Origin of the sequence: Nocardia sp. NPDC046763, assembly GCF_040645495.1 — a bacterium.
Lineage (GTDB): Bacteria > Actinomycetota > Actinomycetes > Mycobacteriales > Mycobacteriaceae > Nocardia.
On record NZ_JBEYYI010000050.1, the window covers coordinates 1 to 24,505 of the forward strand.

A 24,505-nucleotide genomic window follows, 5' to 3' on the forward strand; every position below is an offset into this window, starting at 1 on the left:
CAACGCCAGTACGGCCTCGAACGCCGCAGCCAGGTCCGCATCGACGACCTCCAAACCCGCTTCCCCGGCCTGCTCGACCTCGTCGCCGCATGGGAGCCCGCAGACTGACGCCCGCCGGGTGTGATGGTCCCGTCAGGTTGGCGTCACGAACGCTGATCGTTGTCGGTGCCGGGCTGATTCTCGAGCCGGGACGCGATGGCCCGTGAGGGCCGGTGACGAGTAGCGCGGTCAGCTGGTGAGGCGATGGGCTGTTGGGTTCATGGCTACGGGGGGTCAGGCGGAGTAGTCGATGGGGTCGCCGAAGGTTCCGTCGCCGCGGCCGTATCGCAGGGTGATGTTTCCTGTGGCGGTGTTGCCGACGACCATGTCGAGGATTCCGTCGCCGTTGAGGTCGGCGAGGTCGAAGCATTGGGGGAGTAGGCCGCCGGTTTGGACGACGGTGGGTTTGGCGAAGGTGCCGTCCCCGTTGCGGCCCGCAGAAACGGACCGGTGGCAACACCGGCACCGCGCTGCGGGCCGACTCAACCAGAGGGGGGAATGACCGGCGGCGCGAGCGGCTACCGTTGCCGTCTTCAAGACTGCCGGCAATGGGGGATTCGGAACGATGATCCGTTCGGTCGGCTGGTGGCTGTAACCGGGATGGTGCGGGTCATCATTCGTGTTGGCGCCTTTCCCTCTTGGACTGCACTGGCAGAAACCTCCTGGTGGCCCACGGCTGTGCGGTCGTTTGGGAAGGCCCCCGGTCAAGTGGGACAGTTGATGGGTGAATTTGCGGTTGCACCCTGATCCGCATCCGGGGGCCTGGACTGCCAGGTGAGCGTCTACCGCTTGTTGATCCAGCCGCTCAGGTCTTCGTTGTGGCCGTCGGCGTTCGCTTCCTCATTCCAGTTGTCGTGGCTATTGCCGTTCGGGCCGGGGTTGAGCAGGTCCATGTCTCACCTCCTCTCGTGTGTAGGGTGTCGGTGTTCGAGGTCGTGCAGGCATGAGTGTGGGCGTCACGGATTCACCACATGTTGGTGCGAGGTGGGGCGGAGCGCTTCATCCCACGTCTGGACCACCTCGACGTCGAATCCGGCTTCAACGAGAGCAGTCTGTAGGCGGTAGCGGAGGTCGAGGCTCGCGGACTTCTGCTGTGCGATCCAATCGCGATGTGCGCCAGTGATCGGACCCAGGCGTGCCCCGTGCAGAAAGCGGATCGCTTGCAGGATCTCCGTTGGCTCTGTCGATGCCGCGTTGCTCGGGTACACCCGATCGACCAGAATCGCCGTTACCGGGTCGGGGATCCAGGATCGTGTGTAGACGAACAGAACCCGGGCGTGAATGCGTCCGGCGCTGCCATGAAGAACCCGGAGTGCTGGGCGTTTCGCGGGAATCGGAAGATCGTGGTGCGGCCCCGTCATCGCGTGGTCCTTGTGTACTCGCTGTAGACCGGGACACGGATCGCTCGTCGGCCGCGGTCGGTGGACTGCCACCGTGTCGGCGCCCGGGGGAGGCGCATGGCGAGCCCTGTGCGTGAGAGCCGCAGCAGGGCGTTGCGGAGCGACGTTTCGGCGAGCTTGGTTGTGCGGCAGAGCTGTTGGACGGTCAGGGCCTGCGATGGATCTAGGGTCGCCAGTGCCCCAAGCGTTTTGGCTTCTGGTTCGGTCAAGGCCATCGTCGTCCCTCGCCGTCGTACGTCGTCTGTGTCGTCGTCGGTGGCGGCTCGGGACCGGGACGACGATCACCAGCCCCGAGCGCCTACATGGACGGTAGAAGTGGCTCTGCCGGAATCGGAAGGTTGTTGCGAAATGTTGCGATCACAGCGCGTATGCGCCTGAGATGTGAGTTCCTTGTCGTGAGCACCGATTTGACGACATGATGGAGCAACTACCCGCAACATTGCACGCAGGGGGACACCATGCGTTTGACGTTCATCGCCAAGGATCCGGGATCGAACCCGACCGGCTCGCCGACTCTGTATCGCACTGATCGTGGTTCATGGGTGGTACAGGGCTGGGTGATCGACGATCCGGAAACGCTGGCGCAGATGGATATTCCTGCCGGTGAATCGTGTGTGGAGATTCCAGACCGGCTGGTTCCGTTCTTTGAACAGGGAGACAGTGACTCCGATAAGCGATGACGACTTCGAGCAGCTACTGACCGAATTCCAGGCGGAGTCCATCCATCTGGAGACGCGGGACGCCTATGGCACCGCGGTCGAGCTGCCGCACATGGCGCAGTGGGCGGCCGGCGAGCCCGATGACCTGGAATGGCTGCAGGGTTGGTGCTCAACGCTGCGGGAGCACACTGCTGCGGGGAAGTCGATCCGGCGAGCACGTATCGTCTCGGAGCCGCTGAGTGACTATCAGCGATGGTCGTACAGCATTGCATGGCCGATGGTTGGTGCCGGCGAGGACATCCGCTGGACGCCGAGGCGGCTCGTCTCGTCGATTGCGATGCCGGGCAACGACTTCTATCTGTTCGATGATCGCCTTGCCGTTTTCCTTCACTATGCGGGCAACGGTCTGGGGACCGGAAAGACCGCATCGACCGACCCCGCCGATCTTCAGCTGTGCCGCACAGCATTCGAGGCGGTGTGGAAGCTGGCGATTCCTCACCGTGAATACCAGCCCTTCTAGCTCAGCGCAGGAGGCGCGACGGGCACTCGGGGCCAGGCTGCGGGATGTCCGCAGGGATGCCGGCCTCAGTGCCCGTCGCCTCGCCGATGCGACAAATCAACACTTCACGCGAGTCTCCAAGATCGAGAACGGTGTTCAGTCACCTACCGACCAGGACATCCGAGAGTGGTGTCGGGCCTGCGATGCCGACGATCAGATCGCAGATCTCATCGCTACTTTGCGCGCCGTCGATTCGGCCTACCTCGAGTTCCGGCGTCAGAGCCGCGTCGGCCTCAAGCGCGTACTCGGTGCTCACACGCAGCAGCGGTATGAGGCGACAAAGGTTTTCCGGATTTACGAGCACAACGTGATTCCGGGCTTGTTCCAGACCGCGGAGTATTCCGCCGCCATGCTGTCGTTCTGGATCCGGTTCCTGGGCACTCCCAATGACATCGAGGACGCGGTTGCCGTCCGGATGGAGCGTCAGAGGATTCTGCAGCGAGGCGGCAAGAGATTCGTGACCGTGCTCGAGGAGCAGGCCCTGCGAACTTGGTTCGGAGATGCTGAAGTCCAGGCCGGTCAGCTCGGTCGACTGTTGGAGTTGATGGCTCTGCCCAACATCTCGTTGGGCATCATCCCGCTGATGAGTGAGCGGGAAGCTGTTGCCTCGGCGGGCTTCTGGATCTTCGATGACGACCTGGTCGCACTCGAGACACCTACCGCGAGCATTCAGGTCACTCAGCCAGCTGAGTGCAACCTGTACGCCCGCATGTTCGAGGTGCTGAAGCAAGCCGCGGTCTACGGGCGGGATGCACGCGCGCTGATACTGAAAGTACTTGCTGAGCTCGACGATTGACGAGCGGCGGATAGCGCCCGGTCAGTAGCGGTCGTCGGCGTCGGATTGGTCGGTCGCGCAAAGTTATGCGGTCTGGGTGAGTTGGGCGCGGCCGAGGGCGTTTGACGCTGCGGCGCAGACTTGGCGGAGGGTGGTCTCGAAGCGGTGGGCTTCGAGGTTGCCGTGGGGTCCGGCCACCGAGAGCGCGGCGATGACGCGGCCACGGCGGTCGAAGACCGGCGCGGCGATGCAGGACAGTCCGAGGATCAGGCCACAGCCACGCCGAAACAAGCCCCCCACAGATCAGCCTCGCCTCGGGAGTTCTCCTGTTCCCTTGCGAAGCCTGGACGGAGCTCGCACCACCTTCATGCCGGACACCGCCAGACCAATCAGCAGGCACTCGCCTGACTGATCCCGGGACAGCATGAAGGCCCCGGTTTCGATGTCATTCGGCCTAACGACACGTCATCAGTGGTTCGCTCACGTTCGCCTTCTCGGCCCACACCTGCCTTGTCACGCAAGGCTTTTCCCACGACGCTCACCACCACGACTCATTCACCGCAGCAGCTCGGGGCGATTTGACACCTGCACCTATATGCCGATGTCGAAGCACCTCACAACAGCACGGCGACAACAAGATTCGTGCTTCTAATCGTGACCTCCCTATCACTGTCAGGACACACGAACGCGATGGCTGAATCGTTCTTCGGTGCTCTGAAAAATGAGTGGTTGCATCGCGTTTCGTTCACCACCCGCGCCGATGCCCGCCGTGCGGTTGTGAAGTACATTGAGACGTTTACAATCGGAAACATCTCCACTCGCGACTCGGATACAGGACACCACTACTGGGCCATACTGAATTGCTGAATTAGCAGACGGCGGCATGAAATAGCCCTACGGAGTCGCTGTTCGGAAGCCGCCGTGCGCCACGCTCGCGGCTGCGGGCCGGGAAGTACAAGCTTTTCAACTTTGGTCAAGAGGGCCCAGTTCCCGGACTATGCGGGCGAATGCGCGGATCTGCTCGGTGTCGCGGTCACTGTGCCAGACCAGCGCCCATCGGACCAGATGGGAATCAGAGATCGGCAGATAGGTAACGCCGGGTCGGTTGTAGTAGCGGGCGATGTGGCTCATGCCGGTGGTGAGCGCGGTGCTGGTGCTGACGGCGGTGAGAATGTCTTCGAGGGTTGAGATTTCGGCGACCCGTTCGATGAGTTTGCCCTTGGGGGTATAGAAGGGGCTGACCGAATCCTCCCAGTACTCGGGTAGCGGTGCGCTGGGCTTGAAGACGCCGAAAACGCCGAAGTCCTCCAATGTCAGGTGTTTCTCGCCGGCGAGCACATGGTTTCCGGGCAGGACCGCCACCATCGGCTCCGCGGAAATGACAGGCCCGACCGTCAATCCAGGTTCTTCCACCGGCAGCCAGGCGATGAGGATATCGGCCTCGCCGCGCTGCAACGGTCCGAACTGATCACCGAATTCGGTACTGCGAATTTGCAGCTCCCACTCCGGATGTCGTCTACGGAAGGCATCCCAGTACGGTTGATAGTCATACGGGTTGTAGCCGATCATCGCCACGCGTAGCACCCCGGAGATGCCCAACGCCGCCGAGCGCGCGTTCTCGATGGCTTGCAGCACACCGTGGTACGCCGGTTGAAGCTCGGTGAGCAACTGGTGTCCGAGTCGGGTGATCTGCACGTTGCGCGGGTTGGAACGATCCACCAGGCGACCGCCGATGCGGCGTTCCTGGCTCTTGATCGACTGACTGATCCGCGCCTGCGACAAGTGCAGCCGTTGTGCAGTACGCCCGAAATGCAGTTCTTCGGCCAGAACCAGGAAGATTTCGATGTCCCGCAACTCCATCGCGACATTGTGCTCCTACGGAATCGCTGCTGCGAATCGGACGTCGGGAGTCACCACCGCGCAGGTCTCAGATGACCTTCGCGAAGAATTCGCGGATGTCATACAGCAGCAGGTCCGGTGCCTGGTGAGCCGGCCAGCGTCCGCCGACGCCGAACTCGTTCCACTGCACGATGTTCGCGTGGTCCCGCTCGGCGAATCTGCGCACCGGCCGCATGCCGGGTGTGAAGGAGGCCAGGCCGAGCGGCACGGTGGTGGGTCCGGGCCGTAGGGCGGCCTTGTTGTTCTCGACGAGAAGGCCTACGGCGGGTGCGGAGGTGTTCGTGAACCAGTGGATCGAGATATTGGTGAGGATTTCCTCGGCGGGCATCGAATCGGCGAGCAACTGCCCGCTTAAAGCCAGTTGGCCCACAGGGGAGTCGGACAGGGCATGGGCCAGTGTTTGCGGCTGCACTGCGTGGTTGTGGTGCGTAGACCGCTGCAGGAGCTGCTGCCAATACTGCACCTGCATCAGGTCACAGGTGCTGAGCCCGTCCAGTTCTCCCTTATCACCACGGGGGAAGGAGTAGATGTGACCGACGTGCACGCCGATCACCTGCTCTGGTGCGAGCCTGCCCATTTCGGGCGCGATGATGGCGCCGACGTCGTTTCCGTGCACTCCGTAGCGGTCGTATCCCAGGCGCAGCATCAGCTCGTGGTACACCGCCGCCGTCCGCACCGGGCGCCAGCCTGGAACCCGCGCCGGCCCGGAGAACGCATACCCGGGGTACGACGGAATTACCACATGGAACGCCGAGGCCGGATCACCGGCATGCGACCGGGGATCAGTCAATTTCGGGACGAGGCCGAGAAATTCGGTGAACGAACTCGGCCAGCCGGGGACCAGCAACAGTGGAGTCGCGTCGGGTTCGGGCGAGATGACGTGGACGAAATGTATGCGCTGCTCATCGATCTCGGTGATGAACTGGGGAAAGACGTTCAGCCGCCGCTCTTGGGCGCGCCAGTCGAACCCGTCACGCCAGAGTTCGAGCAGCGGAACAACATACGACAGCGGAACCCCGTACTCCCAGCCAGGCCGTGTCGGCACTCCGACGTCGACTGTGCTCGGGATCTCCTGGGCCTCACGCGCTTCGACGAACCTGGTGTGGGCCAATCGGTAGTGAAGATCGTCCAGATCGGTCTGCGGTATGTCGATGCGGAAAGGTGTGATCGCGGACAAGGTTGTTCCTTCGGTTCGTCCCGTAGTGCTCTCAGCAATCCTGCAGCGTCCTCGGAGGCCGGAACAACTGCGAAACCTTGCGGGTTCGATAACTTTCAGTAATGACCTGACTGCGCTTCACAACTTCGCCGGCCGCGAGCGTGTCCTTCGATTACAAAAAGTGATCGGACCTTCGAGATGTCGTCGTTGTTCCACCGCCGGTACTGTCGCATCCTTGCTCAAGGATGCGACGAACCCAGTATGACTTGGGCGATCGCGTACTTGCCGGTCATCACCGGCTGCCCCGATCGGCCGGTTCAGGAAAGAGCAGCAGCATGCGGATCTCCAGTTGTCGTTGTCGCGTGTTCGAATACACCTTGGCAAGACCCGCACCCTGGGCAGTGGAACTGCCTGCCTCCGCGGTCACAACGTCGACCTCCTTCAGCGAGTGCCTGTTCGTGGCCGTCACCGTCGAACACGGCGATACCGGTCTTGAACCGGTCGCAGCCGAACTCATCCAGCGCATCGCAGAGGAGAGCGCCGCGAACTCGATCGTCATCGGCGGCCGCTTCTGTCCGGCGACCCCTGACGGCGACCACAGTGCCGACTTCTTGTCCGAGCTCGCCGATGCTCTGGACCTGCTCGCCGAAATCACCGAACTCTCGGCATCGGCAGCCCCGACGTGCCTCATGCCCTTTGGCTGGCACTCGAGAACGCGAGGCGTGGTCGTAGCCGGCAACCAGGCACGACGTCTGATTCACCTGTGGCCCAACGGTGTTCGCGAGTCGAGTGACGCGCCTCCCGAAGTGATTGTCCTGATCGATCTACCGACCGGGATCGAAACATTCAGCGCAGAGCCCCAAGAGGCCCCCCTGAACTGGTCGTTTGCTATCGACAATTGTGACGATTACGCAGAGTCGGGCAGCCGACGGATACGGCGGTGACGGCGTCATACGCCGCGTCGCTGAGCTGCGTGTGGTCGGTGACTGCAGATGCAGCTTCGATGGCGGAATGGCGAAATATCTGACCGGCCTCGCCGACGGTAGCTTCGCCGAAGGCGCGCCGCTGATCGGCGACCATCCGTCCGTTACGTGATGGAGTCGCCTGCGGAACTGAAATCTTCGGAAACCGTTGTGGCGCAACATCAGCAGTGCGCCCTGCCGATCGGCAGGTGTCGTACTTCCATCATGAGAGCCTGGCCTGTGGTTCAAGCCGGGGTCATTGAAAGCCAGCCCAATTGCTGGGCCCTGCCGAGATCATCACGTGCTGCCCAGTGTTCGATCACCATGCTCTCGGGTATGCGCACCCAGTGCGTCTGGGCGACCGAGAACATCTTGCCGCTCGATGGAAACACCTGATCCACTTCGCCTTCCGACGTGTAGATAACGAAAGGGCCCTGTTGCCGACCGACCATGATGGTATCGAGGCACACCAGATCCCCGTCCGCAGCATGCAGGATCTCGTGGCGCATATCCGTGAACGCCGTCCGCAGCCATAGCGCGGTGGCGTGGAAGCCTTCGGGTCCGCGCATCCGGGTCTCCGGCGGTTCGCCTCTGGCCTCACGGTTGGTTGCGTCCGGGTGGATGACGGCGTCGAAGTCGGCGCGACTGCCGGTCGACATGATCTCGAGACTGCGTACAGCCACCATCTTCGAATCGACCTGCGTGCTCACGTAACTCCCAAAAACGTCGAAAGGCAGAACGATTCACTATTGCGGCTGCAGGGTCGGCCTCTCTTCCCCGTGATCGGAACGTCCTGTGGCGCTGGACCCCTGCGATGACCACACTGTCATGCGCTTCGGAACCCGTGTCTCGCCGGAATCGACAACGCGAGTGGACACGTTTGACCCGCAGATCCGGATGCTGCTGGCGAAGTTCCCGAACATGCCGACAACATTGATCATGGAACGAGTCGGCTGGCAGCCGGCAGGACGGTGTTCTTCGACCGTGTCGCGCAACTGCGGCCGCCGTTCAAACCACCGGATCCCGCGTGACGGACGGAGTATCAGCCCGGCGAGCTGGCGCAATGCGATCTATGGTTCCCGCCGGTCGATATCCCGCTCGGGTTCGGGCATGCCGGTCGACCGCCGGTGCTGGTCATGGCGACCGGGTATTCGCGGATGATCGCGGCGGTGATGATCCCGACCCGCCAGAGCGCCGACCTGCTGGCCGGGCATTGGGAACTGATCTCCGCATGGGGTCGAGTGCGGCGGGTGTTGGTGTGGGACAACGAATCCGCGATCGGGCAATGGCGTGGCGGGAAACCGCAGCTGACCGATGGGATGAACTGCTTCCGAGGGACCCTGGGCATCAAAGTGGTTCAGTGCCGCACGGGCGATCCCGAGGCCAAACAGCCCGCTGTCCAAGGGCCGGTTCTGCCACTCGGCCATCCCGTCGATCACTTTGTCGGGCCGGTTGTGGTGTCGGGGCGCCGGACGATGGCCACCGTGTCAGTATCGGCCAACTCGCCCGCCATCACATCAGAGTTCATGTGCCACTCATTGTTTCGGAGCTACACCGTTGTTTATACAGTCCCAGTCGAGTTGACGCTGGTCAGGATGGACAACGATGCGAACAGGCTGCAGATCATCGCTGGGTGAGACGATCTGTGGGGCTGACGGTGATGTCTGATTCTCGCCAGCCACGCGGGTGGGGTGTTCGTAGCGTCGCGGGTATGGAAACGGAACTGATTGCCGTTGAACGGGTTACGGGCCTGCGGATGCCGGTGGTGTGGTTCATGGCCGTGGCGGCCGCGTTGGGGACTGCCAGTATCTATCCGCTGCAGCCGGCCATCGCGGCGGTGGCCGGGTCGTTCGGGGCATCGCTCGCCGAGGTCGGGGGCGCGTTGGCGTGCGGGCCGGTGGGGTACATGGTGGGGCTCGCGCTGCTGGTGCCACTGGTGGATCGGGTGGCGCCGCGGACGGTGGTGGCGGCGCAGTTCTGGGCGCTGGGGGTCGCGCTGGCCGGGGCGGCGGCGGTCGGGTCGCCGTGGCTGCTCGGCCTCGCCATCGGTGTGATCGGGGCCGGTTCCTCGGTCGGAGCCCAATTGAGTTCGGTGGCGGGGCGATTCGCGGAACCGGCGCGGCGCGCGACCGTGCTGGGCATGGTCACCGCCGGAATCTCGGCGGGAATTCTGCTGGGGCGCATTGTGGGCGGGTGGCTGGCCGATGCCATCGGGTGGCGTGGCATGTTGCTGCTGCTGGCTGCGGCCTGCGCGGTGGTGGCGGTCGCGGCGCGCGCGGTGCTGCCCGCCGAAACCGGGGACGCCGGCACCAGCTACCTGGGGCTGTTGCGCCGACTGCCGGGGCTGTACGCCCGTTTCCCGGTGCTGAGCCTGGCTGCCGGGCGAGGTGCGCTGTGGTTCTTCGCCTTCTGCACGGTGTGGGCGGGACTGGCGGTGGCCCTGTCGGAGCCGCCGTTCTCCTGTTCCGCCGAGCGCATCGGGCTCTACGCCTGCGCCGGACTGCTCGGCATCGTGGCAACGCGGGTCGCCGGGGTCTGGACCGATCGAGTCGGGGCGCGCCGGGTGATCCTGGCCGGACTCGGGCTCGCGGCCGCCGCGACCGTGATCCTCGGGACGAGCCTGTCGAATACCGTTGCAACGCTGGCGTGCCTGGGCCTGTTCGATGCCGGACTGTTCGCCGCGCAGGTCGCCAATCAGAGCACCGTGCTCGCCATCGATCCGACCGCGACCGCTCGCTTCAACAGTGCGTACATGCTGGTGTACTTCGTCGGCGGCAGTGCGGGCACCGCGTTCGGCGCGGCCGCGGTGAGCTGGTTCGGCTGGGCGGCAACGGCTCTCATCGCCGCCGGCGCGATCGTGGTCGCGGCCGCGATCACCATGTCGGTGCGCGCGGAGCGCTGACGTTCCCTTCGACGCGGGTAAGTCCGCCGTGGCTATCTGCATGGGATTGCGGATGCTGTGGCTGGGGTTGACGCTGCCGGGTGCTCTGGCGACCCTTGTCGGTGAATTCGCCCTCCCGCAACGGTTTCGGCGTGTGCGAGCCCAGGATCAGGATGTCGCCGGAGCGTGCGCGCCGGTTGCGGGACTGCCAGGAGTGGCCGCGTGCCTGCACCAGCAAGTCGAGTCGCCGTGTGACAAGGCGATTTCGGCGGCCGGGATGCGGCTGGCGTCGATCACACCAAGCGCGACTGTGGCGCGTGAGCTGGACCAGGACGAGCTGATCGACCGTTGGACGCTGGTCGGGGAAGAGCCCGAGCTGATCGGCGCGCCCCCGCCGATATGGTGCCTGACGCTGGCGGACGAGCCGGACAGTGTGCACGCCCGATGGTGCGCTGCGCGGCTGCGAATCTGCTGTCCACCACCTACGGTCGGCCGCAATTGGTCCGTCGACACCGCCTGCGGTTGCAGCGGACCGGGCAGTGGCCCGCGATGTCCCCGGAACAGGCTCGTCCGCATACACGGTTGTCCCTCGTCCGTGGAGGGAACAGACCATCTCGCGGTTACCGCAGAACGGCGAATAATCGAGACGTGCTCGATACCGCGTCGGCTATTGGCCGACTGGGCCGCTGCCGCCCATTGGGGCCAGGGTCGGTGCGTTCCGTCGCAGGCATCTGGGTGAATTGTCTTCGTGCCACTAGTTTTTGGGGCATCGGCCCGCAAACGCTCCGATAACGCCGGCCTGACTGGACCCGATGACCAGTTTGTCCTTCCGTTTGGACGGAAGTCGGGGATGGCGTATCGATGCGAGGAGAAATATGAAGGCCAGATCAATGCTGTTCGCCGCGTTCGCCACCGCCCTCGTGGCGACCGCGAGCGGATGCTCCGGCAGCTCGTCGACCCAGGCGGGAACAGCGAGCACGACAGTCGCCGCATCCCAGGGGACGACCGTACCGGCGCAGGGTAACCAGTCGGCTCCGCCGCCCGCCCAGGCCCAGGACGGCCAGGGCGGCAATCCGTCTGAGGGCGATGCCAATTCGCCACGGCCCGCACCTGCCACCAGCGCCGCGACCGACACGCCGCAGCCCACGATCGTGCCGGTGACCACGAATCCGGCACCCAACGGCAGCGGCCACGGACTGTGCTTCGACCTCAATTCAGGGCTCGCCAACTCGGCGATCAAGAGTCTCGCACCGACCGCGAACGGCGGATGGGGCAATCCGTCGGCGAGCAATGACCCGATCTCGGCGGGCTGCGATGGCGTGCTGTCGTGGATGACGGTGGAATCGGGCAATATTCACCCGTACATCCATGTCCTGTTCTTCACCAACGGCACCTACCTGGGTACCGCGACGTCCAACCCCTACGGCTACACCGAAGTCATCGGAAAGACCGCGAATACTGTTTCGGTGCAGTACAAGTGGGCTAAATCCAGTGACGCTCTGTGCTGCCCGAGCGGCGGCCCCAGCGTGGTGACCTTCACACTCTCGGGGGGCAAGGTGGTGGCGAAGGGGCAGTTCCCGCCGAGCAATTGAGTGTCAGGCCGATGCTCCGGGCGGGCGGACCGCGTCCGGAGCATCGGCGAGTTGGACCAGCAGCGGGCAGATGTGCGCGAGCACCTCGGCATCGATGCGCCGCAGGGTCGGCCCTAGTGTGCAGGTCAAGGCAGCCGGTGACGCCCGCACGCTGGACACACTAGCGTTTCATTCGCTGGGCGCGACCCGGTTCAGAGCGACGGCAACACAGCGATCCTCGACGAACTCGAGCATCCAGTCGCAACGCGACAACCTTCGATCGGTGGCAATCAATCACGACCCGCCGCCGGGATCATGACTGGAGCCCTTTGATCAGGTCCACCGGTTGTGAGAGTTCTGATGCACCAGAATGGGTGCAGGAGGACGAGATCACGACATGGCGCGACGACGACACACCCCCGAGCAGATCATCCGCAAGCTGCGTGAGGGCGAGAAGCTGATCGGGGAGAAGTTCTCGATCGAGGACGTGTGCAAACACCTCGAGATCTCCGAGGCCTCCTGGCATCGCTGGCAAGCCCAGTACGGCGGGATGAAATCCGACGACGCCGAACGGTTGAAGGAGCTCGAGCGTGAGAACGCGCGGCTGAAGAAGATGGTCGCCGATCGGGCCCTCGACATCGACATGCTCGAGGAGCTGAACCGGGGAAACTACTGAACCCGGATCGTCGCCGCAGGGCTGTAGTGGTTCTGCAGCAACGGTTTCGGGTGTCCCAGCGCCGCGCATGCCGGGTGGCCGGACAGTCGCGGTCGGTGCAACGCCGCCCGCCGGCAGTTGCCGAGATCGAACGAACTCTGCGTGCTCGCCTGCGCGTGATCTCGCGCAAGCATCCGCGGTGGGGTTGGTGCAAAGCACATGCGCTGTGTCGCGGCGAAGGGCTGGTAACCAATCATAAACGGACGCAGCGGCTCTGGCGTGAGGAGGGATTGAAAAGACCGAGCCGGGCGCGTAAGAAACGCCGTGTCGGAGTGGGCCGGAATCAGCGGTTGAGGGCATCGTTTCCAGATCAGATGTGGGCGTTGGACTTCCAGGTCGATGTCACTGTCGACGGTAGACAAGTCCGGTTCCTCAACATCGTCGACGAGTTCACCCGAGAAGCTCTGGCTAACAGAGCATTTCGTTCGTGCACCGCAGACCGGCTGCTGGAGGTGCTCGACGAGATCATCGCGACCACCGGCCGAAGGCCGGTGCACATTCGGATGGACAACGGCACCGAGATGACCGCGCACGCGATGACCGACTGGTGCCGGTTCGCCGGTGTCGACGCCTCGTTCATCGATCCGGGATCGCCGTGGCAGAACGGGGTCTGCGAGTCGTTCAACGGCCGCTTCCGCGACGAATTCCTGTCCTGCGAGGTGTTCCATTCCCTGACCGAGGTGCAGGTCCTTGCCGAGGACTGGCGCATCGAGTACAACAGTTACCGGCCACACGGATCGCTGGGTTTCCTTACCCCGCAAGCATTCCGTGAGCAATGGTCACCGACCGAGTTCGAGCAAGAGCCACAACTCGCATAGCCGGTGGACCTGCTATCGGGGCCCAGTCAATCAGCGAACGACCGACGTCATAGTTCGCCGCTGGAGTCGGCTGACATCAATCAGGAGCCCGAAACTGGGACCAGGATACGGGTTCGGCGTCGCGCGGTCCCCGGGGTCCCGTCAGATCCCGAAGCGCGCCGCGATACCGTCGAGGACGGAGTCCAGCCCTATCTCGAACTGCCACTGCACATCGTCCTTGCGGTCGGCATCGTGGATATAGCGTGCGTACATCGGGTAACGGCCCGTGTTCATCAGCCAGGTCATCTGTGTGGCCAGTCCCGCGCGAGCCTCCTCGCGAGTGGACCAGCCGCGCGCGTGCAGCATCCGACTCATCCTGACTTCCGAGTCGACCGCGCAGGTCGCTCAGTGATGGTGCTCCGCGGTGTTCCCGTTGCTGCCCGACAACGGGATTCGAGAGATGACCTGCCAGGAGTACGAATGTTCCTGCTGCTCGAGGAGAACGAGCTTCGCTTCTGTGACAGGAACGCCCACCATGCGGTGTGTCGAGTTGATACCCGTGACCGCCTTCACGGCGTCCGCCGCGTCCACCCCATCCGAGTTGGCATAGGCGATCGAAACATGCGGAAGGAACTCATCCGATTTCACCGGGGCCTCGGGGTAGATCTCCAACGTCGCTGAGCGAAAAGCGTTGCGCAGGATTCGGAGCGGCTGAAGAGGGCCTACCGTGAACCCGATCGCTCCGCGTGTGCCGCCCAGCTTGCCGATGGATATCTCGAAGGGGCAGATGCGCTGGCACGCTGACGCAGAGGACTTCACGATCGAGGAGAGTTCCGCCGCGCTGATATCGCCTTCGAACGCGATCCGATCCAGCGTCAGGTGTAGTCCCTCTGGGGAGATCGGATCGTAGTACGGGAAAGCAATCGCCTCCTGGCATTCTTTCGCCAACGAGTGCAGCTCTGTTGCATTCTCGAAGGTCAGGAACCAGTAGTAGCCGCGGCGACCGGTCCGGCGGGACCAATGATTCCTGAGCCATCGAACGTCTTCGAATCGACCCTTCGTTTGCGAGTCACCCATGGCTTCCATCCGTATCGCCCAGCGCTGCAACGGCGTCGCGAACCGAGTTCAGCTGCCGAGCATTGCCCCACCGGGTTTGGGCTTCCTTTATGAACTCCCGGGCTCGGTTCGTCACCGACAGGATCGGCCTACCCGATGACCCCTCGAGCGCGGCCAGTATGAGCTCGGTGGCATAGTCCAAGTCCGCGTCCCGTGATCTGATCTGTGAGTGGGCGAGATCGATGGCGACAAGGGAACGGCTCCATGGCGACCCCGATTTGCTGATCTCGGGCAGCGCGTGCTTTGCATAGTGCTCGACCTGATCGGGCATTCCCAACGCGACATAGGCGGTGGCGGCATTGCTGGCTGTCTGGGCCTGGCTGTAGCAGCCGAGGGAGACACTGGAGGGAAGACCGTCAGGTGCGTTATGGCGATCCAGCATGTCGTACGCGGCGTCCACGGCGCGCGTGACGCCCTCGACATCTCCGAGTTTGCCCGCGCGCTCTTGCCACGCCATTGATCAGGATGCGGGCGCTCTGCGGACCAGATTGCGCTTGGGCAACTCCGTCCTCGGCATACCGCAGGGCATCTGTGAACTGTCCGGCGTAGTACTCGCAGAAGCTCTGCAGCCCACGAGCCCACGCCCGCAAATTCGCGTCGTTTGCGGAGTCTCCCAACGTGAATGCTTCCACGCAGTACGCGCGCGCGAGCGGGAAATCCCCGCGTCCGACCGCGATGTACCCCAGGAGCCCCGATGTCTCTGCCGCCACCTCGTAAAGCTGCTGCCGTTGGTGCGGATGGCTGCACTGGTCGGTTAGTTCGTCAATCCATGCACGCTGTTTGGTGAGGAGCGGGACGACGCGGGAGTGGTCGAGGCTCTCGTAGTCCTCAACGGTTGCCACCGTATTGAGCTGAAGGCTTCGAACGATCTCGGGGTCGATCAATCTGCTGAGCTGGTGAACGCGCTCGAGCACGGCAATCGGATCGTCGAGTGCGTTGCCGGCCGCGACTGGCCCCCCTCGAGCGGCCGTCGAATGACCCGCCTGAGTATCTGTCGAACGAGTCGACTTGATAGCCCGCCGCCGAGCTTGAGCGGTGCCGGCCTGGGCGCGTATCGCGACCAGTGCGCCGTTGGCGTCGAGCCCAGTGTCTATGGCCGCCACCAGCTCTGGGGACGGGAGGATGGAGTCCTCCCACTCGGCCATGGAGACGTACTGGCGCGAGTATCCGATCTTGGCAGCCAGTTTCCGCTGGCTCAGTCCGGTGGCAAGCCTCAACCGCGCAATTTCGCGCGCCAGCTGGTCGGCAATCACCCTCGATTGCTGACCAGGCTCACTGGCTGGGTCATTCATCGCCGCCCCTCCGCATGCGCTCATTCTTGCCGATGGCAAGTGGGTGGCAAGTCGGATTGCTCGGGAAGTTGCCACCTTCCCAGGTGATCGCCGTCCGAGGTTCTCTCAATGCAGGTAGCCGCCACTACTAGTTTGAGGGCAGTCATTATGCGAGCTGTTCCGACAGCGCTCGGTCATGTCGATGATGAGCGTTCCGGCGTTGCGGCCCAATGGGATCGGGCACAGGTAGCGCGCCTGGCGCGACGACTCGGATTCGACCTTGTCTGGGCAACGGAATCCTCATCACTCGGTCTTGTCGACCAGGTGCGTGCAGCAGACGTGGATGCCGTCTTGGTCCCGTCGCTGCAAGACCTCGATGCACTCACCTTGGACCGGCTGATGCATATCTGCGATGTGGAGGTCGTCGCGCCGCGTGAGACGTTCGGTCGCTACTTCGGAGGGAGGCATGGATGCCCCGCGTGACGCCGTTGGCTATGGCCGACTATGCAGTGATCGGTGCGCTGAATGTGGCAGGCGGTGCGCTGACTGTCGACGGGGTCGCCGCCGCCGTGTCCCTTCCGTCATCTGGCCCCGGCATGTCCCTCAGTCATGATTCGGTGCGCCGGATTGTGACCCGATTGGAGGCGCGAGGGCTTGCCGAAAATGGCAGCGGCGGATGGCAACTCACTCGGCGCGGGCGCGTCTTGTGGGACACCAAGGGGAAGCGATTCATCCTGTGAGCCGGCTCGGACGGCAGCGGAGCCCGCCGCTGGTCCCGACGGCCGTGAGGAGCGGACCGATTCGGTTCTCAACCCCCGAACAGGTGAGCGCAACGGGTCTCCGGGGCTCTGCGCGCTCGCCTGCATCTCCGATCTCGACGCCCACTGCGCTGCGTGCCGCAGGTCGGCCCCTCTGCAGTGGTGCAGACCCCTCGGCATTGCCCCTGGGCCTTCGTGGCATTCCTCACGCGCAGTCGACCTCGGCGTACACCGCCGCCACCGGCCGGCCATCAAAGCCCTGGTGGACCTCGTGCACGATCGTGGCGATAGTCCACACACTGATTGCCGGAAACCGGTGTGCGAGCCGATCAGTGAGTTCCGCGAGCCGTCTGACCTCATCAGATGATGGCATGAACCATGGTTGCCCGTCGTTGACATGGCAGTCAACAGACGTCGATCCGCTTCGGTCGGTATGCCCTGAAATTTCCTCGGCCACAGCCAGGAACGGCCCTGACCCGATACGAACGAAACCTGTCGGCCCCACCCCTGCGTGCGGCCGACAGCCCGTCATCGCTGACCGCTGGGTCAGGCGGCCTCGGCCGCGTGCGGCGACGACGCGCTCGATCTTCACCTTCCACTAGTCGGTGCGTTCGGCGGCGTTTCCCTGGCCTTGCGGGCGTGCCCGTCGACGAGCTGGCGGACCTCCTTCTGTTCGATCGCTCTTGTTACCGTCTGGCGGTGAAGGTAAGTGAGCCAAATGGATACGAGATCGACGTCGACACTGATCGGATCGACCTGGACCGGGTGCATCACTGGCTGTCCACCGATGTGCACGGGGCGCTGGGGCGGGAACGACAGATCGTCGAGCAATCCATCCGCGGATCGCTGAATTTCGGTGTCTACGACGGCAACGGTGATCAGGTTGCCTATGCCCGCGTCGTCACCGATCTAGCGACCTTCGCCTGGATCTGTGATGTCTACGTTGACCGCCAGCACCGTGGCGTCGGCCTTGGTCATCGGCTCGTCACCGAAGTTCGTGACTACCTCGTACCCTACAAACTCAAGCGGGTGCTGCTGTCGACATCCGACGCCCACGGCCTGTATGCCCGGATCGGGTTCGTTCCCCTCCCGGATCACCAAAAATGGATGATCCTCGCAGCCGAAGGGTAACAACAACCCAACAGCCATATAGCGCAGGAGCAAACACCAGCCAGGGTCGGCCCTTCAACTGCACCCGGCACGTACAGATCGATAACCCGCCGGATGGGACCACCGCCCGCTCAGGAAGCCGGTGGTGGTGAATCTGTGTGAACTCAACTAGGCAGTACCGTGCTTTCAGCGGGACGATCCAGCGCGGCGGGAGATCAAAAACGTTCGGCCCGTTGATCTTCGGGGCCGACTGTTTGGCCGCTTCGAACCGCGCGACTCGCGGCAGCTTGAGCGGAATGCCCCATGTCGATGAGCCCGACTCTGCGATTTATCTGCGGTAGTGCGCTCGGAGCGGAGGCGACGGTGTTGCCGATGCGAGCAATCGGCGGGCGGGGTGTGCGGCTCGCGGACGCGCGCGCCGCGTTCCTGGTGACCATCCCGGCCATGAACACCCGCCGCGGCTATGCGGCCGCACTCGACGCGTTGGTGCAGGACTTCGGTCCGGATTCCGACGTGGATCTGCTGGAGCCGGAGCGCGTCGGTGGCTGGTTCACGTTCAAATGGGGTGACAAGGCCGCCCAGACGTTCAATGTGCGCCTGGCCGCGTTGCGCTCAGCGTGTGAGTACTGGCGCAAGCAGGGCTGGCTGGTGGGAGATCCGTTGTCGCGGTTGGTATCGCGCGCGGTGCCGCCGGACCACTCCCGTGCCTTGACTCGCGACGAGGTGACCGCGGTCCTGGGCATGGTTGTGCCGCTACGGGACCGGGTGTTGTGGCACAGGCTCTACGAGACAGCGGCCCGCGCAGGGGAGTTGCTGTTGCTCGATATCCCCGACCTGGATATGCCGAACAGGTGCGCCACCGTGATCCGCAAGGGCGGCGCGATCGACATCGTGGCCTGGCAGACCGGCACCGCCCGGCTGTTGCCGCGTCTGTTGGCCGGCCGCCGCGCAGGCCCTGTGTATCTGACCGACCGCAAGGCGAAATCCGGTGTCGCCAAGGTCGATACCGACCTCGACAGCGGCCGTGCGCGGTTGTCGTACCGGCGAGCGTTGGAGGTCTTCAAGGGCCACACCGCCGCGTTCCCGCGTGGTCCGTTCACGCTGCATCAACTGCGGCATTCGAAGCTGACGCATGCTGCCGAGGACGGGGCGTCCACCCCGATGCTTATGCGCATGAGTGGGCACACCTCGGTACGGCCGCTGACCAAGTACGCTCGCCCCAGCGGAGGCATTGATTGCCTGGCAGTCCCGCACTGACCCAGCCGCTCGGCGGCGGATGTGGCCTCGTCATCTGTGCGGTCCAGGTGTGAATGGAGTGTGGGCTGGTTAGGCAGACGATTTACCCGGCGTCGAGCCCGCTCGGCGGTGCTGAAGGGGCTGGAATACCAGCCGGGGCTGGCAGCGATGCACTGAGGGCTGCTTCTCATTCGGCTGTCTCTGCCAGCTGTCCTCATCAGCCCAGAGGGCCGCAATGGCTCACTCGCACTTGCGTAGTTCCTTCAGGCGTCGCCGCCCTCACGGATCAGCCGCTGAACTTCGCGTTCGATCAGGCCGAGGCGAGCTTCTGCCAGCAACGGGATCTCATGGCGTCGGCGGCGGCATTCCTGAATATCGATGTCGGCGACCAGAAGCGAAGGATGCCAGAAGGGTGCCTGCGCGGTTACCTGCCCCGACGGGTCGATCACCCGTGATCCACCCCAGAACCGTGTGCCGTCCTCATCACCGACTCTGTTGACGAACACGACCCAGCTCTGGTGCATGCGGGCAATGAAAGTCAGCAACTGGTCCCAATAGTCGATGACGTCGAGTGTTTCCGGACCGAAGCCCGCCGCACTGTTGGCCGGGATTATCATCACCTCGGCCCCACCCTGGGCTGCTAGCCACGGCAGGACCGGTTGCCACGCATCGTTGCAGATCAGAACCGCCATGCGACCGAAACGAGTATCGAAGGCCTGCATGGACTGGCCCGGACTGGCGCGTTTACGCTCCTCCCATACAAGATAGTTCGGCAAGTACAACTTGCGATGAACATGGTGCGCGTGGCCGCCGGTGTAGTAGGCCGCTGCGTTGAACTGACGGATGCCGCCGTCTTCGCGGAAACCGACGAGAACGTCCATCCCGTCTCGGGAGAGGACGGTCAATCGTGAGTCGGCTGCCGATAGGGGATGTCCCTCGAGTGCATAGCCATGTAGTGATAACTCGGGAAAGATTGTCAGTTCGGCGCCCAACTCAGCAGCTTCGTCGACGAAATTACGCACAGTATCGAAGGACTTCGTCAACTCGCCTTCGCTGGCGCAATCAAGTTGCGCGAGTGCAATTTTCATCTCTTCTCGCTTTTCGGCACCGGCATGTATCGCAAGGTACCTATGGCGGACCGACCCCGGCCTCCCAGCCTTGGAAAGTCGGGCGATCGGGGCGGAAGGGCTCGATCGAGGGCTCGACGGATGAAATCTCAATCCGGCGGCGCAAGAAAGCGACGCTCTCCTACCTGCGCTGTCAGACGGTGATCAGTCAAAACCGCAGGCCACTCACAAGGATTCGCGAGCCACTACGCAATACCCGTTCTGATCAGTCGTCTTCGGGAGCGTCTGGATTGCGTAGCGCCCGGTGACCACCTTCGAGGTCGGGTAAATGGAAGGAGTAGTGGCCTTCCAAGCGCACATGGCGGCGAACGAATGCCGACAACCGGGCGGCGTCCTCGTCACGGACCGGGTAGTCCTGAGCGCGTAGCTCGGAGACGGCGCGATCCAGATCGACGGTGTTCCACAGTACGGTGAGGTTCAGGACCAGGCCGAGAGCGTTGAGTTGGTCTTCCATGCCGTCGAGGTAGGCGGGTGATCTCGCCCTTGTGGCCGTGAAAGATGGCCGCGACAACAACTTTCGCACCGTCACGCTGGAGGCGGCGGGCTGTGGCCAGGCCGATCCCACTGCTGGCTCCGGTCACGACGGCAACCCGGCTGGAGTTCATTGCACAACCTCCGATCGCTTCGGCGATGCCGGCTCGACGACCGAGCCGGCACCAACTTGCTGATGCAAGTCTCATACCGTGCCGAAGCGGGCGGTGTCGGCGAGCACCGTGTCGATCGAGGTGGGGGACAGGCCGAAGGTGCGCTGGGTCAACGCCGAGTCGAGAACGTCGGGATGTTCCAGGGAATAGAACATTTCGATCAGCTCCGCCATGATGGGGTCGGCCGCGCCCGCCCATGCCAGATCCGTCTTGGACATCGAAATCAGCTGCGGCGCAGGCGAGTCGGTCAGCTTCGCGAGGCGCTCGACCACATCACGTAGTGACATGATCGTCGAAGGCACATGCCAGGCCCGGCCCCAGGAACGGTCGTCGCGGGCGACGGCGGCCAGAGTCAACGCGACATCGTCGACATACGTCCAGCTTTTCGGCACGTCCGGGTCACCGGGGTAGGTGGCCGGTTCCCCGGCGATCACGGTGCGGGTCACCAGGAAGTTGAACACCGATCCGGCGTCTCGGCCCAGATAGTCCGATGCCCGCACCTCGGCGACGCGCACCCGACCGGCCTCATGTGCGGCCAGCGCGTCGAGCCATATGCGCGCCCGCACAGCGCCTTTCACCGCGACAGGGGACATGGGCAGGTCCTCGGTCATCGGACCGTCCACGTGGCCATAGCCGTAGGTGTTGCTCAGCGACACGTAGTTCGCGCCCGTGCGTTCGGCGGCGGCGAGAACAGCCGCGGCGATGGGCGGGAAGTCCGTGGGCCAGCGGTCGTACGCGGGCCACGTGGTGTTGATCAAGGTCCGGGCGCCCGCGGTCAGTGCGGTGAGCCCGTCGATGTCGGTGGTGTCGCCGACGACCCGTTCGATCAACGGATGCTCGGGTCCGAGCCCGCGCCGACTGATCAGCCGCACCCGCTCACCGGCCTCGGCCAGTACCAAAGCGGTACGGCTGCCGGTGCTTCCGGCACCGGCGACGACGTGCAGAGACATGGCATTCCTCCTCGACTCGAGCCGTCACGCGGCGGCTCGCACCTGACTGTGCCCGGCTGGGAAGGGCTAAGGTAGTGGCTGGAATGCCTTATATCCCAAGGATCGAGCCATGCACCGCGTCGTCGTTCTCGCCGTCTCCCCGGTAACCACCTTCGACCTGGCGATTCCCGAAATGGTTTTTCCCGCAGTACAAGTCGATGGCGAGCCGGTCTATGAGGTGGTGGTGTGCACCGCCGACCCGGGCATCGTGGCCGGGTACACCGGACGTGACGTGGTGGTCGACCACGGCCTGGACCTACTCGAGTTGGCCGACACCGTCATCGTTACCGGAACCGGAACTCGTATCGAAGCCGATGCGCGCGTGCTGACCGCCCTGCGCGCGGCCGCCGCCGCGGGCGCCCGCATCGCTTCGATCTGCACTGGGGCGTTCGTCCTGGCTCAGGCCGGTCTCCTGGAGGGGCGACCCGCGACCACCTACTGGCTGTATTCGGCCGAGATGCGCGAACGCTTCCCTGCGGTGGACCTGCACCCGGACGTGCTCTTCGTCGACGACGGCCAGATCCTCACCTCGGCCGGACTGGCCGCCGGGCTGGACCTGTGCGTGCACATTGTGCGCCGCGACCACGGCGCGGCCGTAGCCAATGCGGTGGCCCGCTTGGCCGTCGTCGCGCCCATTCGCCCCGGCGGCCAAGCACAATTCATCGAAACCCCCGTGCCGCCGGAATCCGGAACCTCACTGGCCGAAACCCGCGCATGGGCATTGCGACGACTCGACGAACCGCTCACCCTGCGCGAACTGGCCGCCCACGCCCACGTCAGCACCCGCACCCTCACCCGCCGCTTCCGCGCGGAGACGGGATCCAGTCCGCTGCAATGGCTTCTGCACCAGCGGCTCGATCGAGCGCGCGAACTCCTGGAAGTCACCGACCTACCCGTGCCCGAGATCGCCCGCCGATCCGGCCTGGGCACCGCCGAATCACTGCGCCAGCACCTGACACGACGCCACGGCCTGACCCCCACCGCCTACCGCACCGCCTTCAGCCGCCGCTGAAGTGCCCCAGGAGGGCGCGCCGTTTGTTCGGCACGGCCCGGACCATCGGGGGTAACGGGCACGGCCCGTGCCTCGGTCAGACCACGGAGCGTCGTCCGGTGCGGATCGCGATTTCGACCGGTCAGGGCCCGCTGATCGTGCCGTCGATGATCGGCATCGCGAAGACGGATGTGAAACTGTGCCAACCGGTTCCGACAGTGATGCCACTGTTGGGGTGCCAGTCGGGCTCGCCGGTCTGCCAGTGGCCGTGGCGATCCGAGGACGGTCGGAACATCCGCTGGTCGCGCGGTCTCGCAGCGAATACTGGCAATTGCCGTCCCTCCCTGGGGGTAGCCCGATCCCCTACCAGGGTTGGATGGGGTCTCGCTGGGTGTGGTTCTAGCGTTGTCTGCGTGACGATCATCCGGCGTTTGGGCCTCGACTTCGCATACACGTTCTTGGGATTGCCTCTCGCATTGGTCAGTTTCAGCCTGCTTGTGTCCCTTTTCGCGGCGAGCATCGGAACAGTGGTGATCTTCATCGGGATTCCGCTGCTCGCGCTGACGCTGCTGCTCGCGCGTGGTTTCGCCGACATCGAGCGCGTACGCCTTCTGCAGTTGACGGGCAGGGCGGCACCACGGCCTCGGTACGCCGAGGCACCGGAGGGGGCGGGGTGGTTCCGTCGGATCACCGCACCGATCGGGCAGCCGCAGAGCTGGCTGGATCTGTTGTACGCCGTCGTCAACCTACCGATCGCGATCATCACGTTCGTGCTGCCGATCGTGTGGTGGGCAATGACGCTGGGTGGATTGACGTACTGGTTGTGGGGCAGGTTCATTCCCTATGGCGACAGCCACGACATCGTCATCGAGACGATCATGGGCACCGACACCGCCCACAACCGGACGGTCTTCAACACGATCGTCGGTGTCGTAGCGCTGCTCACTGTGTACACCGTCCAGCGGGGCAGCGCCGCCCTGCAGGCCGCCTTCGCGCAGACCCTGCTCACCCGGCTCGCCGTCATGCAGGGACGCATTCAGGATCCGACCACCAGCCCGGCGGCGGCCGTCTCGGCGGAGTCGACCGCGCTGCGCTCGTAGGCGCCCTGCTCCACCCCAAGACGACGGGCTAGACCGAGTCCATCGACCGTATCCGAACATGCCTGATGCGCAATCCCGCGTGGTCGCAGGCGATCTGGCCGGTTGCTCGCGGGGTCAGCGGCCACTCCGCGGTTTGCTCAACAACGCTCGGCCGCGTTCCGGGGTGAGGCTGTACGCCAGGGCAGGGTCGGCGAGCAGGGCGATCGGGGCGATGTGATCTGGAGTGCGAGGCTGCCATAGCGTCATCGCGGTCTCGAGCGCATGCCACAGGGCCGCTGTGTCGGAGTGGTGTTCAGCGAGCGCGTTTCGCACGGCGGTGTCGAATGCCCGGTTTCCGTAGGTGAGCCGGTAGCCGGGCTGCTGCACCCGCGCTCGGTGCTCGTCGATGGCACCTCCGATCTCGAGTCCTTTGTCGTTCTGGGCACTTTCGAGGATCTGGGCAACTTGGAGTGCGGAGTACTGGGAGGATGCTTCGTTTGTGTGTCGCTCGGCGATTTCGCGGGCTACACGATGCCCGGCGACCGCTCTATCTGCCAGGTACTGGGCATTCTCGAGCGCGGAGCCATACCAGGGCTCTTTATGTGCGTGTTGCAGGAACATGCACGGCAGGAACTCCTCGGTGAAGAGTGGACCAGCGAAGAATCCGTCCGGGACGCGGAATCTGTCAAACCGGATGAGACGGGTCAGGCTGCCTGTTCTGTGTCGGCATTCTCCTTCGGAGGCGGGTTGATCCAGGCCGCTTCTGGGAGC

General features: G+C 64.1%; 29 protein-coding genes and 2 pseudogenes. 14 read left to right on the forward strand and 17 right to left on the reverse strand.

Annotation, left to right across the window (positions count from 1 at the left end; all coding sequences use genetic code 11):
- Positions 1–273: 273 nt before the first annotated feature.
- Both ABZ909_RS41695 and ABZ909_RS41700 read right to left on the reverse strand, forming a co-directional pair.
- Entirely contained in the window at positions 274–525 is a 252-nt protein-coding gene (locus tag ABZ909_RS41695) for a VCBS repeat-containing protein (protein WP_357011604.1), read from the reverse strand.
- Positions 526–995: 470 nt separating this feature from the next.
- On the reverse strand, positions 996–1,400 hold the full coding sequence (locus ABZ909_RS41700; protein WP_357011606.1) for a hypothetical protein: 405 nt from the start codon (positions 1,398–1,400) through the stop codon (positions 996–998).
- A gap of 497 nt (positions 1,401–1,897) precedes the next feature.
- Between ABZ909_RS41700 and ABZ909_RS41705 the strand changes: the two genes are divergently transcribed.
- From ABZ909_RS41705 to ABZ909_RS41715, 3 genes are read left to right on the forward strand one after another with little or no spacing between them, the layout of a single operon-like run.
- Positions 1,898–2,119, forward strand: coding sequence for a hypothetical protein (locus tag ABZ909_RS41705; RefSeq protein WP_357011608.1), 222 nt, complete (start codon positions 1,898–1,900; stop codon positions 2,117–2,119).
- Positions 2,100–2,618, forward strand: coding sequence for a DUF6879 family protein (locus ABZ909_RS41710; RefSeq protein ID WP_357011610.1), 519 nt, complete (start codon positions 2,100–2,102; stop codon positions 2,616–2,618). Before ABZ909_RS41705 ends, ABZ909_RS41710 begins: the two co-directional genes overlap by 20 nt.
- Complete coding sequence (locus ABZ909_RS41715) at positions 2,599–3,453, forward strand: helix-turn-helix transcriptional regulator (protein ID WP_357011612.1); 855 nt, start codon at positions 2,599–2,601, stop codon at positions 3,451–3,453. The genes ABZ909_RS41710 and ABZ909_RS41715 overlap by 20 nt, the downstream gene beginning before the upstream one ends.
- Before the next feature lie 63 nt (positions 3,454–3,516).
- On the opposite strand, the gene ABZ909_RS41720 is transcribed toward ABZ909_RS41715, so the two are convergent.
- Positions 3,517–3,732, reverse strand: coding sequence for an IclR family transcriptional regulator C-terminal domain-containing protein (locus ABZ909_RS41720; RefSeq protein WP_357011614.1), 216 nt, complete (start codon positions 3,730–3,732; stop codon positions 3,517–3,519).
- Between the two features lie 384 nt (positions 3,733–4,116).
- Here ABZ909_RS41720 and ABZ909_RS41725 point away from each other — a divergent pair.
- Positions 4,117–4,304, forward strand: a pseudogene (locus ABZ909_RS41725) (integrase core domain-containing protein); the annotation flags it as partial.
- 91 nt (positions 4,305–4,395) lie between these two features.
- On the opposite strand, the gene ABZ909_RS41730 reads toward ABZ909_RS41725, so the two are convergent.
- Together ABZ909_RS41730 and ABZ909_RS41735 are read right to left on the reverse strand one after the other, a co-directional pair.
- Complete coding sequence (locus ABZ909_RS41730) at positions 4,396–5,292, reverse strand: LysR family transcriptional regulator (RefSeq protein ID WP_357011616.1); 897 nt, start codon at positions 5,290–5,292, stop codon at positions 4,396–4,398.
- Positions 5,293–5,359: 67 nt separating this feature from the next.
- A complete protein-coding gene (locus tag ABZ909_RS41735; protein WP_357011618.1) occupies positions 5,360–6,508 on the reverse strand; it encodes an epoxide hydrolase family protein in 1,149 nt (382 codons plus the stop codon).
- 341 nt (positions 6,509–6,849) lie between these two features.
- Between ABZ909_RS41735 and ABZ909_RS41740 the strand changes: the two genes are divergently transcribed.
- Entirely contained in the window at positions 6,850–7,431 is a 582-nt protein-coding gene (locus ABZ909_RS41740; protein WP_357011620.1) for a hypothetical protein, read from the forward strand.
- A gap of 263 nt (positions 7,432–7,694) precedes the next feature.
- Here ABZ909_RS41740 and ABZ909_RS41745 read toward each other — a convergent pair whose 3' ends face one another.
- Positions 7,695–8,159 carry an ester cyclase gene (locus ABZ909_RS41745; RefSeq protein ID WP_357011621.1) on the reverse strand — a complete coding sequence of 155 codons (465 nt, stop codon included), beginning with the start codon at positions 8,157–8,159 and terminating at the stop codon, positions 7,695–7,697.
- Between the two features lie 426 nt (positions 8,160–8,585).
- Here ABZ909_RS41745 and ABZ909_RS41750 point away from each other — a divergent pair, with 426 nt between their 5' ends.
- The 3 genes from ABZ909_RS41750 to ABZ909_RS41760 all read left to right on the forward strand — a co-directional run bounded on the left by ABZ909_RS41750 (position 8,586) and on the right by ABZ909_RS41760 (position 11,922).
- A complete protein-coding gene (locus ABZ909_RS41750; RefSeq protein ID WP_357011622.1) occupies positions 8,586–9,086 on the forward strand; it encodes a hypothetical protein in 501 nt (166 codons plus the stop codon).
- 74 nt (positions 9,087–9,160) lie between these two features.
- Positions 9,161–10,351 carry an MFS transporter gene (locus ABZ909_RS41755; RefSeq protein WP_357011624.1) on the forward strand — a complete coding sequence of 397 codons (1,191 nt, stop codon included), beginning with the start codon at positions 9,161–9,163 and terminating at the stop codon, positions 10,349–10,351.
- An 854-nt stretch (positions 10,352–11,205) separates the two neighbouring features.
- Positions 11,206–11,922 carry an LppP/LprE family lipoprotein gene (locus ABZ909_RS41760; RefSeq protein WP_357011626.1) on the forward strand — a complete coding sequence of 239 codons (717 nt, stop codon included), beginning with the start codon at positions 11,206–11,208 and terminating at the stop codon, positions 11,920–11,922.
- A gap of 3 nt (positions 11,923–11,925) precedes the next feature.
- Here the strand turns inward: ABZ909_RS41760 and ABZ909_RS41765 are convergent, their stop codons facing one another.
- Positions 11,926–12,072, reverse strand: a complete 147-nt coding sequence (locus ABZ909_RS41765; protein ID WP_357011628.1) for a hypothetical protein — start codon at positions 12,070–12,072, stop codon at positions 11,926–11,928.
- A 226-nt stretch (positions 12,073–12,298) separates the two neighbouring features.
- On the opposite strand from ABZ909_RS41765, the gene ABZ909_RS41770 reads away from it, so the two are divergent.
- A protein-coding gene (locus tag ABZ909_RS41770) for an IS3 family transposase (RefSeq protein WP_357011630.1) occupies positions 12,299–13,434 on the forward strand; the annotation gives its coding sequence in 2 pieces (ribosomal slippage) (positions 12,299–12,563 and positions 12,563–13,434; 1,137 coding nt in all).
- Positions 13,435–13,575: 141 nt separating this feature from the next.
- Here ABZ909_RS41770 and ABZ909_RS41775 read toward each other — a convergent pair.
- The 4 genes from ABZ909_RS41775 to ABZ909_RS41790 are packed head-to-tail and all read right to left on the reverse strand — an operon-like array spanning position 13,576 to position 15,821.
- Complete coding sequence (locus tag ABZ909_RS41775; RefSeq protein ID WP_357011632.1) at positions 13,576–13,779, reverse strand: hypothetical protein; 204 nt, start codon at positions 13,777–13,779, stop codon at positions 13,576–13,578.
- A 39-nt stretch (positions 13,780–13,818) separates the two neighbouring features.
- Entirely contained in the window at positions 13,819–14,490 is a 672-nt protein-coding gene (locus ABZ909_RS41780) for a 2'-5' RNA ligase family protein (RefSeq protein ID WP_357011634.1), read from the reverse strand.
- On the reverse strand, positions 14,483–14,929 hold the full coding sequence (locus tag ABZ909_RS41785; protein WP_357011636.1) for a hypothetical protein: 447 nt from the start codon (positions 14,927–14,929) through the stop codon (positions 14,483–14,485). The genes ABZ909_RS41780 and ABZ909_RS41785 overlap by 8 nt, the downstream gene beginning before the upstream one ends.
- Positions 14,895–15,821 (reverse strand): helix-turn-helix transcriptional regulator, encoded by a 927-nt coding sequence (locus ABZ909_RS41790; protein WP_357011638.1) that lies wholly within the window; start codon positions 15,819–15,821, stop codon positions 14,895–14,897. Before ABZ909_RS41790 ends, ABZ909_RS41785 begins: the two co-directional genes overlap by 35 nt.
- Before the next feature lie 449 nt (positions 15,822–16,270).
- Here ABZ909_RS41790 and ABZ909_RS41795 point away from each other — a divergent pair, with 449 nt between their 5' ends.
- On the forward strand, positions 16,271–16,540 hold the full coding sequence (locus tag ABZ909_RS41795; protein ID WP_357011640.1) for a hypothetical protein: 270 nt from the start codon (positions 16,271–16,273) through the stop codon (positions 16,538–16,540).
- A 223-nt stretch (positions 16,541–16,763) separates the two neighbouring features.
- Here the strand turns inward: ABZ909_RS41795 and ABZ909_RS41800 are convergent, their stop codons facing one another.
- Entirely contained in the window at positions 16,764–17,150 is a 387-nt protein-coding gene (locus ABZ909_RS41800) for a three-helix bundle dimerization domain-containing protein (protein WP_357011642.1), read from the reverse strand.
- A 47-nt stretch (positions 17,151–17,197) separates the two neighbouring features.
- On the opposite strand from ABZ909_RS41800, the gene ABZ909_RS41805 reads away from it, so the two are divergent.
- Positions 17,198–17,689, forward strand: a complete 492-nt coding sequence (locus tag ABZ909_RS41805) for a GNAT family N-acetyltransferase (RefSeq protein ID WP_357011645.1) — start codon at positions 17,198–17,200, stop codon at positions 17,687–17,689.
- Between the two features lie 351 nt (positions 17,690–18,040).
- Positions 18,041–18,925 (forward strand): site-specific integrase, encoded by an 885-nt coding sequence (locus tag ABZ909_RS41810; protein WP_357011647.1) that lies wholly within the window; start codon positions 18,041–18,043, stop codon positions 18,923–18,925.
- Positions 18,926–19,167: 242 nt separating this feature from the next.
- Here ABZ909_RS41810 and ABZ909_RS41815 read toward each other — a convergent pair whose 3' ends face one another.
- The 4 genes and pseudogenes from ABZ909_RS41815 to ABZ909_RS41830 form a co-directional block, all read right to left on the reverse strand.
- Positions 19,168–19,992, reverse strand: coding sequence for a nitrilase-related carbon-nitrogen hydrolase (locus ABZ909_RS41815; protein WP_357011649.1), 825 nt, complete (start codon positions 19,990–19,992; stop codon positions 19,168–19,170).
- Between the two features lie 244 nt (positions 19,993–20,236).
- Complete coding sequence (locus ABZ909_RS41820; RefSeq protein ID WP_357011651.1) at positions 20,237–20,485, reverse strand: Tn3 family transposase; 249 nt, start codon at positions 20,483–20,485, stop codon at positions 20,237–20,239.
- 52 nt (positions 20,486–20,537) lie between these two features.
- Positions 20,538–20,636: pseudogene (locus ABZ909_RS41825) on the reverse strand (SDR family NAD(P)-dependent oxidoreductase); the annotation flags it as partial.
- A 71-nt stretch (positions 20,637–20,707) separates the two neighbouring features.
- Entirely contained in the window at positions 20,708–21,625 is a 918-nt protein-coding gene (locus tag ABZ909_RS41830; RefSeq protein ID WP_357011653.1) for an NAD-dependent epimerase/dehydratase family protein, read from the reverse strand.
- A gap of 109 nt (positions 21,626–21,734) precedes the next feature.
- Here ABZ909_RS41830 and ABZ909_RS41835 point away from each other — a divergent pair, with 109 nt between their 5' ends.
- Positions 21,735–22,676 carry a helix-turn-helix domain-containing protein gene (locus ABZ909_RS41835; RefSeq protein ID WP_357011654.1) on the forward strand — a complete coding sequence of 314 codons (942 nt, stop codon included), beginning with the start codon at positions 21,735–21,737 and terminating at the stop codon, positions 22,674–22,676.
- Positions 22,677–22,774: 98 nt separating this feature from the next.
- The gene (locus tag ABZ909_RS41840) at positions 22,775–23,755 is read left to right on the forward strand and encodes a sensor domain-containing protein (protein WP_357011656.1); all 981 of its coding nucleotides are present in this window, start codon (positions 22,775–22,777) and stop codon (positions 23,753–23,755) included.
- A gap of 114 nt (positions 23,756–23,869) precedes the next feature.
- On the opposite strand, the gene ABZ909_RS41845 is transcribed toward ABZ909_RS41840, so the two are convergent.
- Positions 23,870–24,505 (reverse strand): hypothetical protein (locus ABZ909_RS41845; protein ID WP_357011658.1); only part of this gene is annotated, 636 nt, incomplete at its 5' end.

Excerpts from the sequence above, each read along its gene's own strand:
- ABZ909_RS41700 (WP_357011606.1), bottom strand. The coding sequence starts at position 1,400 with ATGACGGGGCCGCACCACGATCTTCCGATTCCCGCGAAACGCCCAGCA.
- ABZ909_RS41705 (WP_357011608.1), top strand. The coding sequence starts at position 1,898 with ATGCGTTTGACGTTCATCGCCAAGGATCCGGGATCGAACCCGACCGGC.
- ABZ909_RS41730 (WP_357011616.1), bottom strand. The coding sequence starts at position 5,292 with ATGGAGTTGCGGGACATCGAAATCTTCCTGGTTCTGGCCGAAGAACTG.
- ABZ909_RS41750 (WP_357011622.1), top strand. The coding sequence starts at position 8,586 with ATGGCGACCGGGTATTCGCGGATGATCGCGGCGGTGATGATCCCGACC.
- ABZ909_RS41755 (WP_357011624.1), top strand. The coding sequence starts at position 9,161 with ATGGAAACGGAACTGATTGCCGTTGAACGGGTTACGGGCCTGCGGATG.
- ABZ909_RS41760 (WP_357011626.1), top strand. The coding sequence starts at position 11,206 with ATGAAGGCCAGATCAATGCTGTTCGCCGCGTTCGCCACCGCCCTCGTG.
- ABZ909_RS41775 (WP_357011632.1), bottom strand. The coding sequence starts at position 13,779 with ATGCTGCACGCGCGCGGCTGGTCCACTCGCGAGGAGGCTCGCGCGGGA.
- ABZ909_RS41780 (WP_357011634.1), bottom strand. The coding sequence starts at position 14,490 with ATGGGTGACTCGCAAACGAAGGGTCGATTCGAAGACGTTCGATGGCTC.
- ABZ909_RS41790 (WP_357011638.1), bottom strand. The coding sequence starts at position 15,821 with ATGAATGACCCAGCCAGTGAGCCTGGTCAGCAATCGAGGGTGATTGCC.
- ABZ909_RS41795 (WP_357011640.1), top strand. The coding sequence starts at position 16,271 with ATGCCCCGCGTGACGCCGTTGGCTATGGCCGACTATGCAGTGATCGGT.
- ABZ909_RS41810 (WP_357011647.1), top strand. The coding sequence starts at position 18,041 with ATGCGAGCAATCGGCGGGCGGGGTGTGCGGCTCGCGGACGCGCGCGCC.
- ABZ909_RS41815 (WP_357011649.1), bottom strand. The coding sequence starts at position 19,992 with ATGAAAATTGCACTCGCGCAACTTGATTGCGCCAGCGAAGGCGAGTTG.
- ABZ909_RS41820 (WP_357011651.1), bottom strand. The coding sequence starts at position 20,485 with ATGGAAGACCAACTCAACGCTCTCGGCCTGGTCCTGAACCTCACCGTA.
- ABZ909_RS41830 (WP_357011653.1), bottom strand. The coding sequence starts at position 21,625 with ATGTCTCTGCACGTCGTCGCCGGTGCCGGAAGCACCGGCAGCCGTACC.
- ABZ909_RS41835 (WP_357011654.1), top strand. The coding sequence starts at position 21,735 with ATGCACCGCGTCGTCGTTCTCGCCGTCTCCCCGGTAACCACCTTCGAC.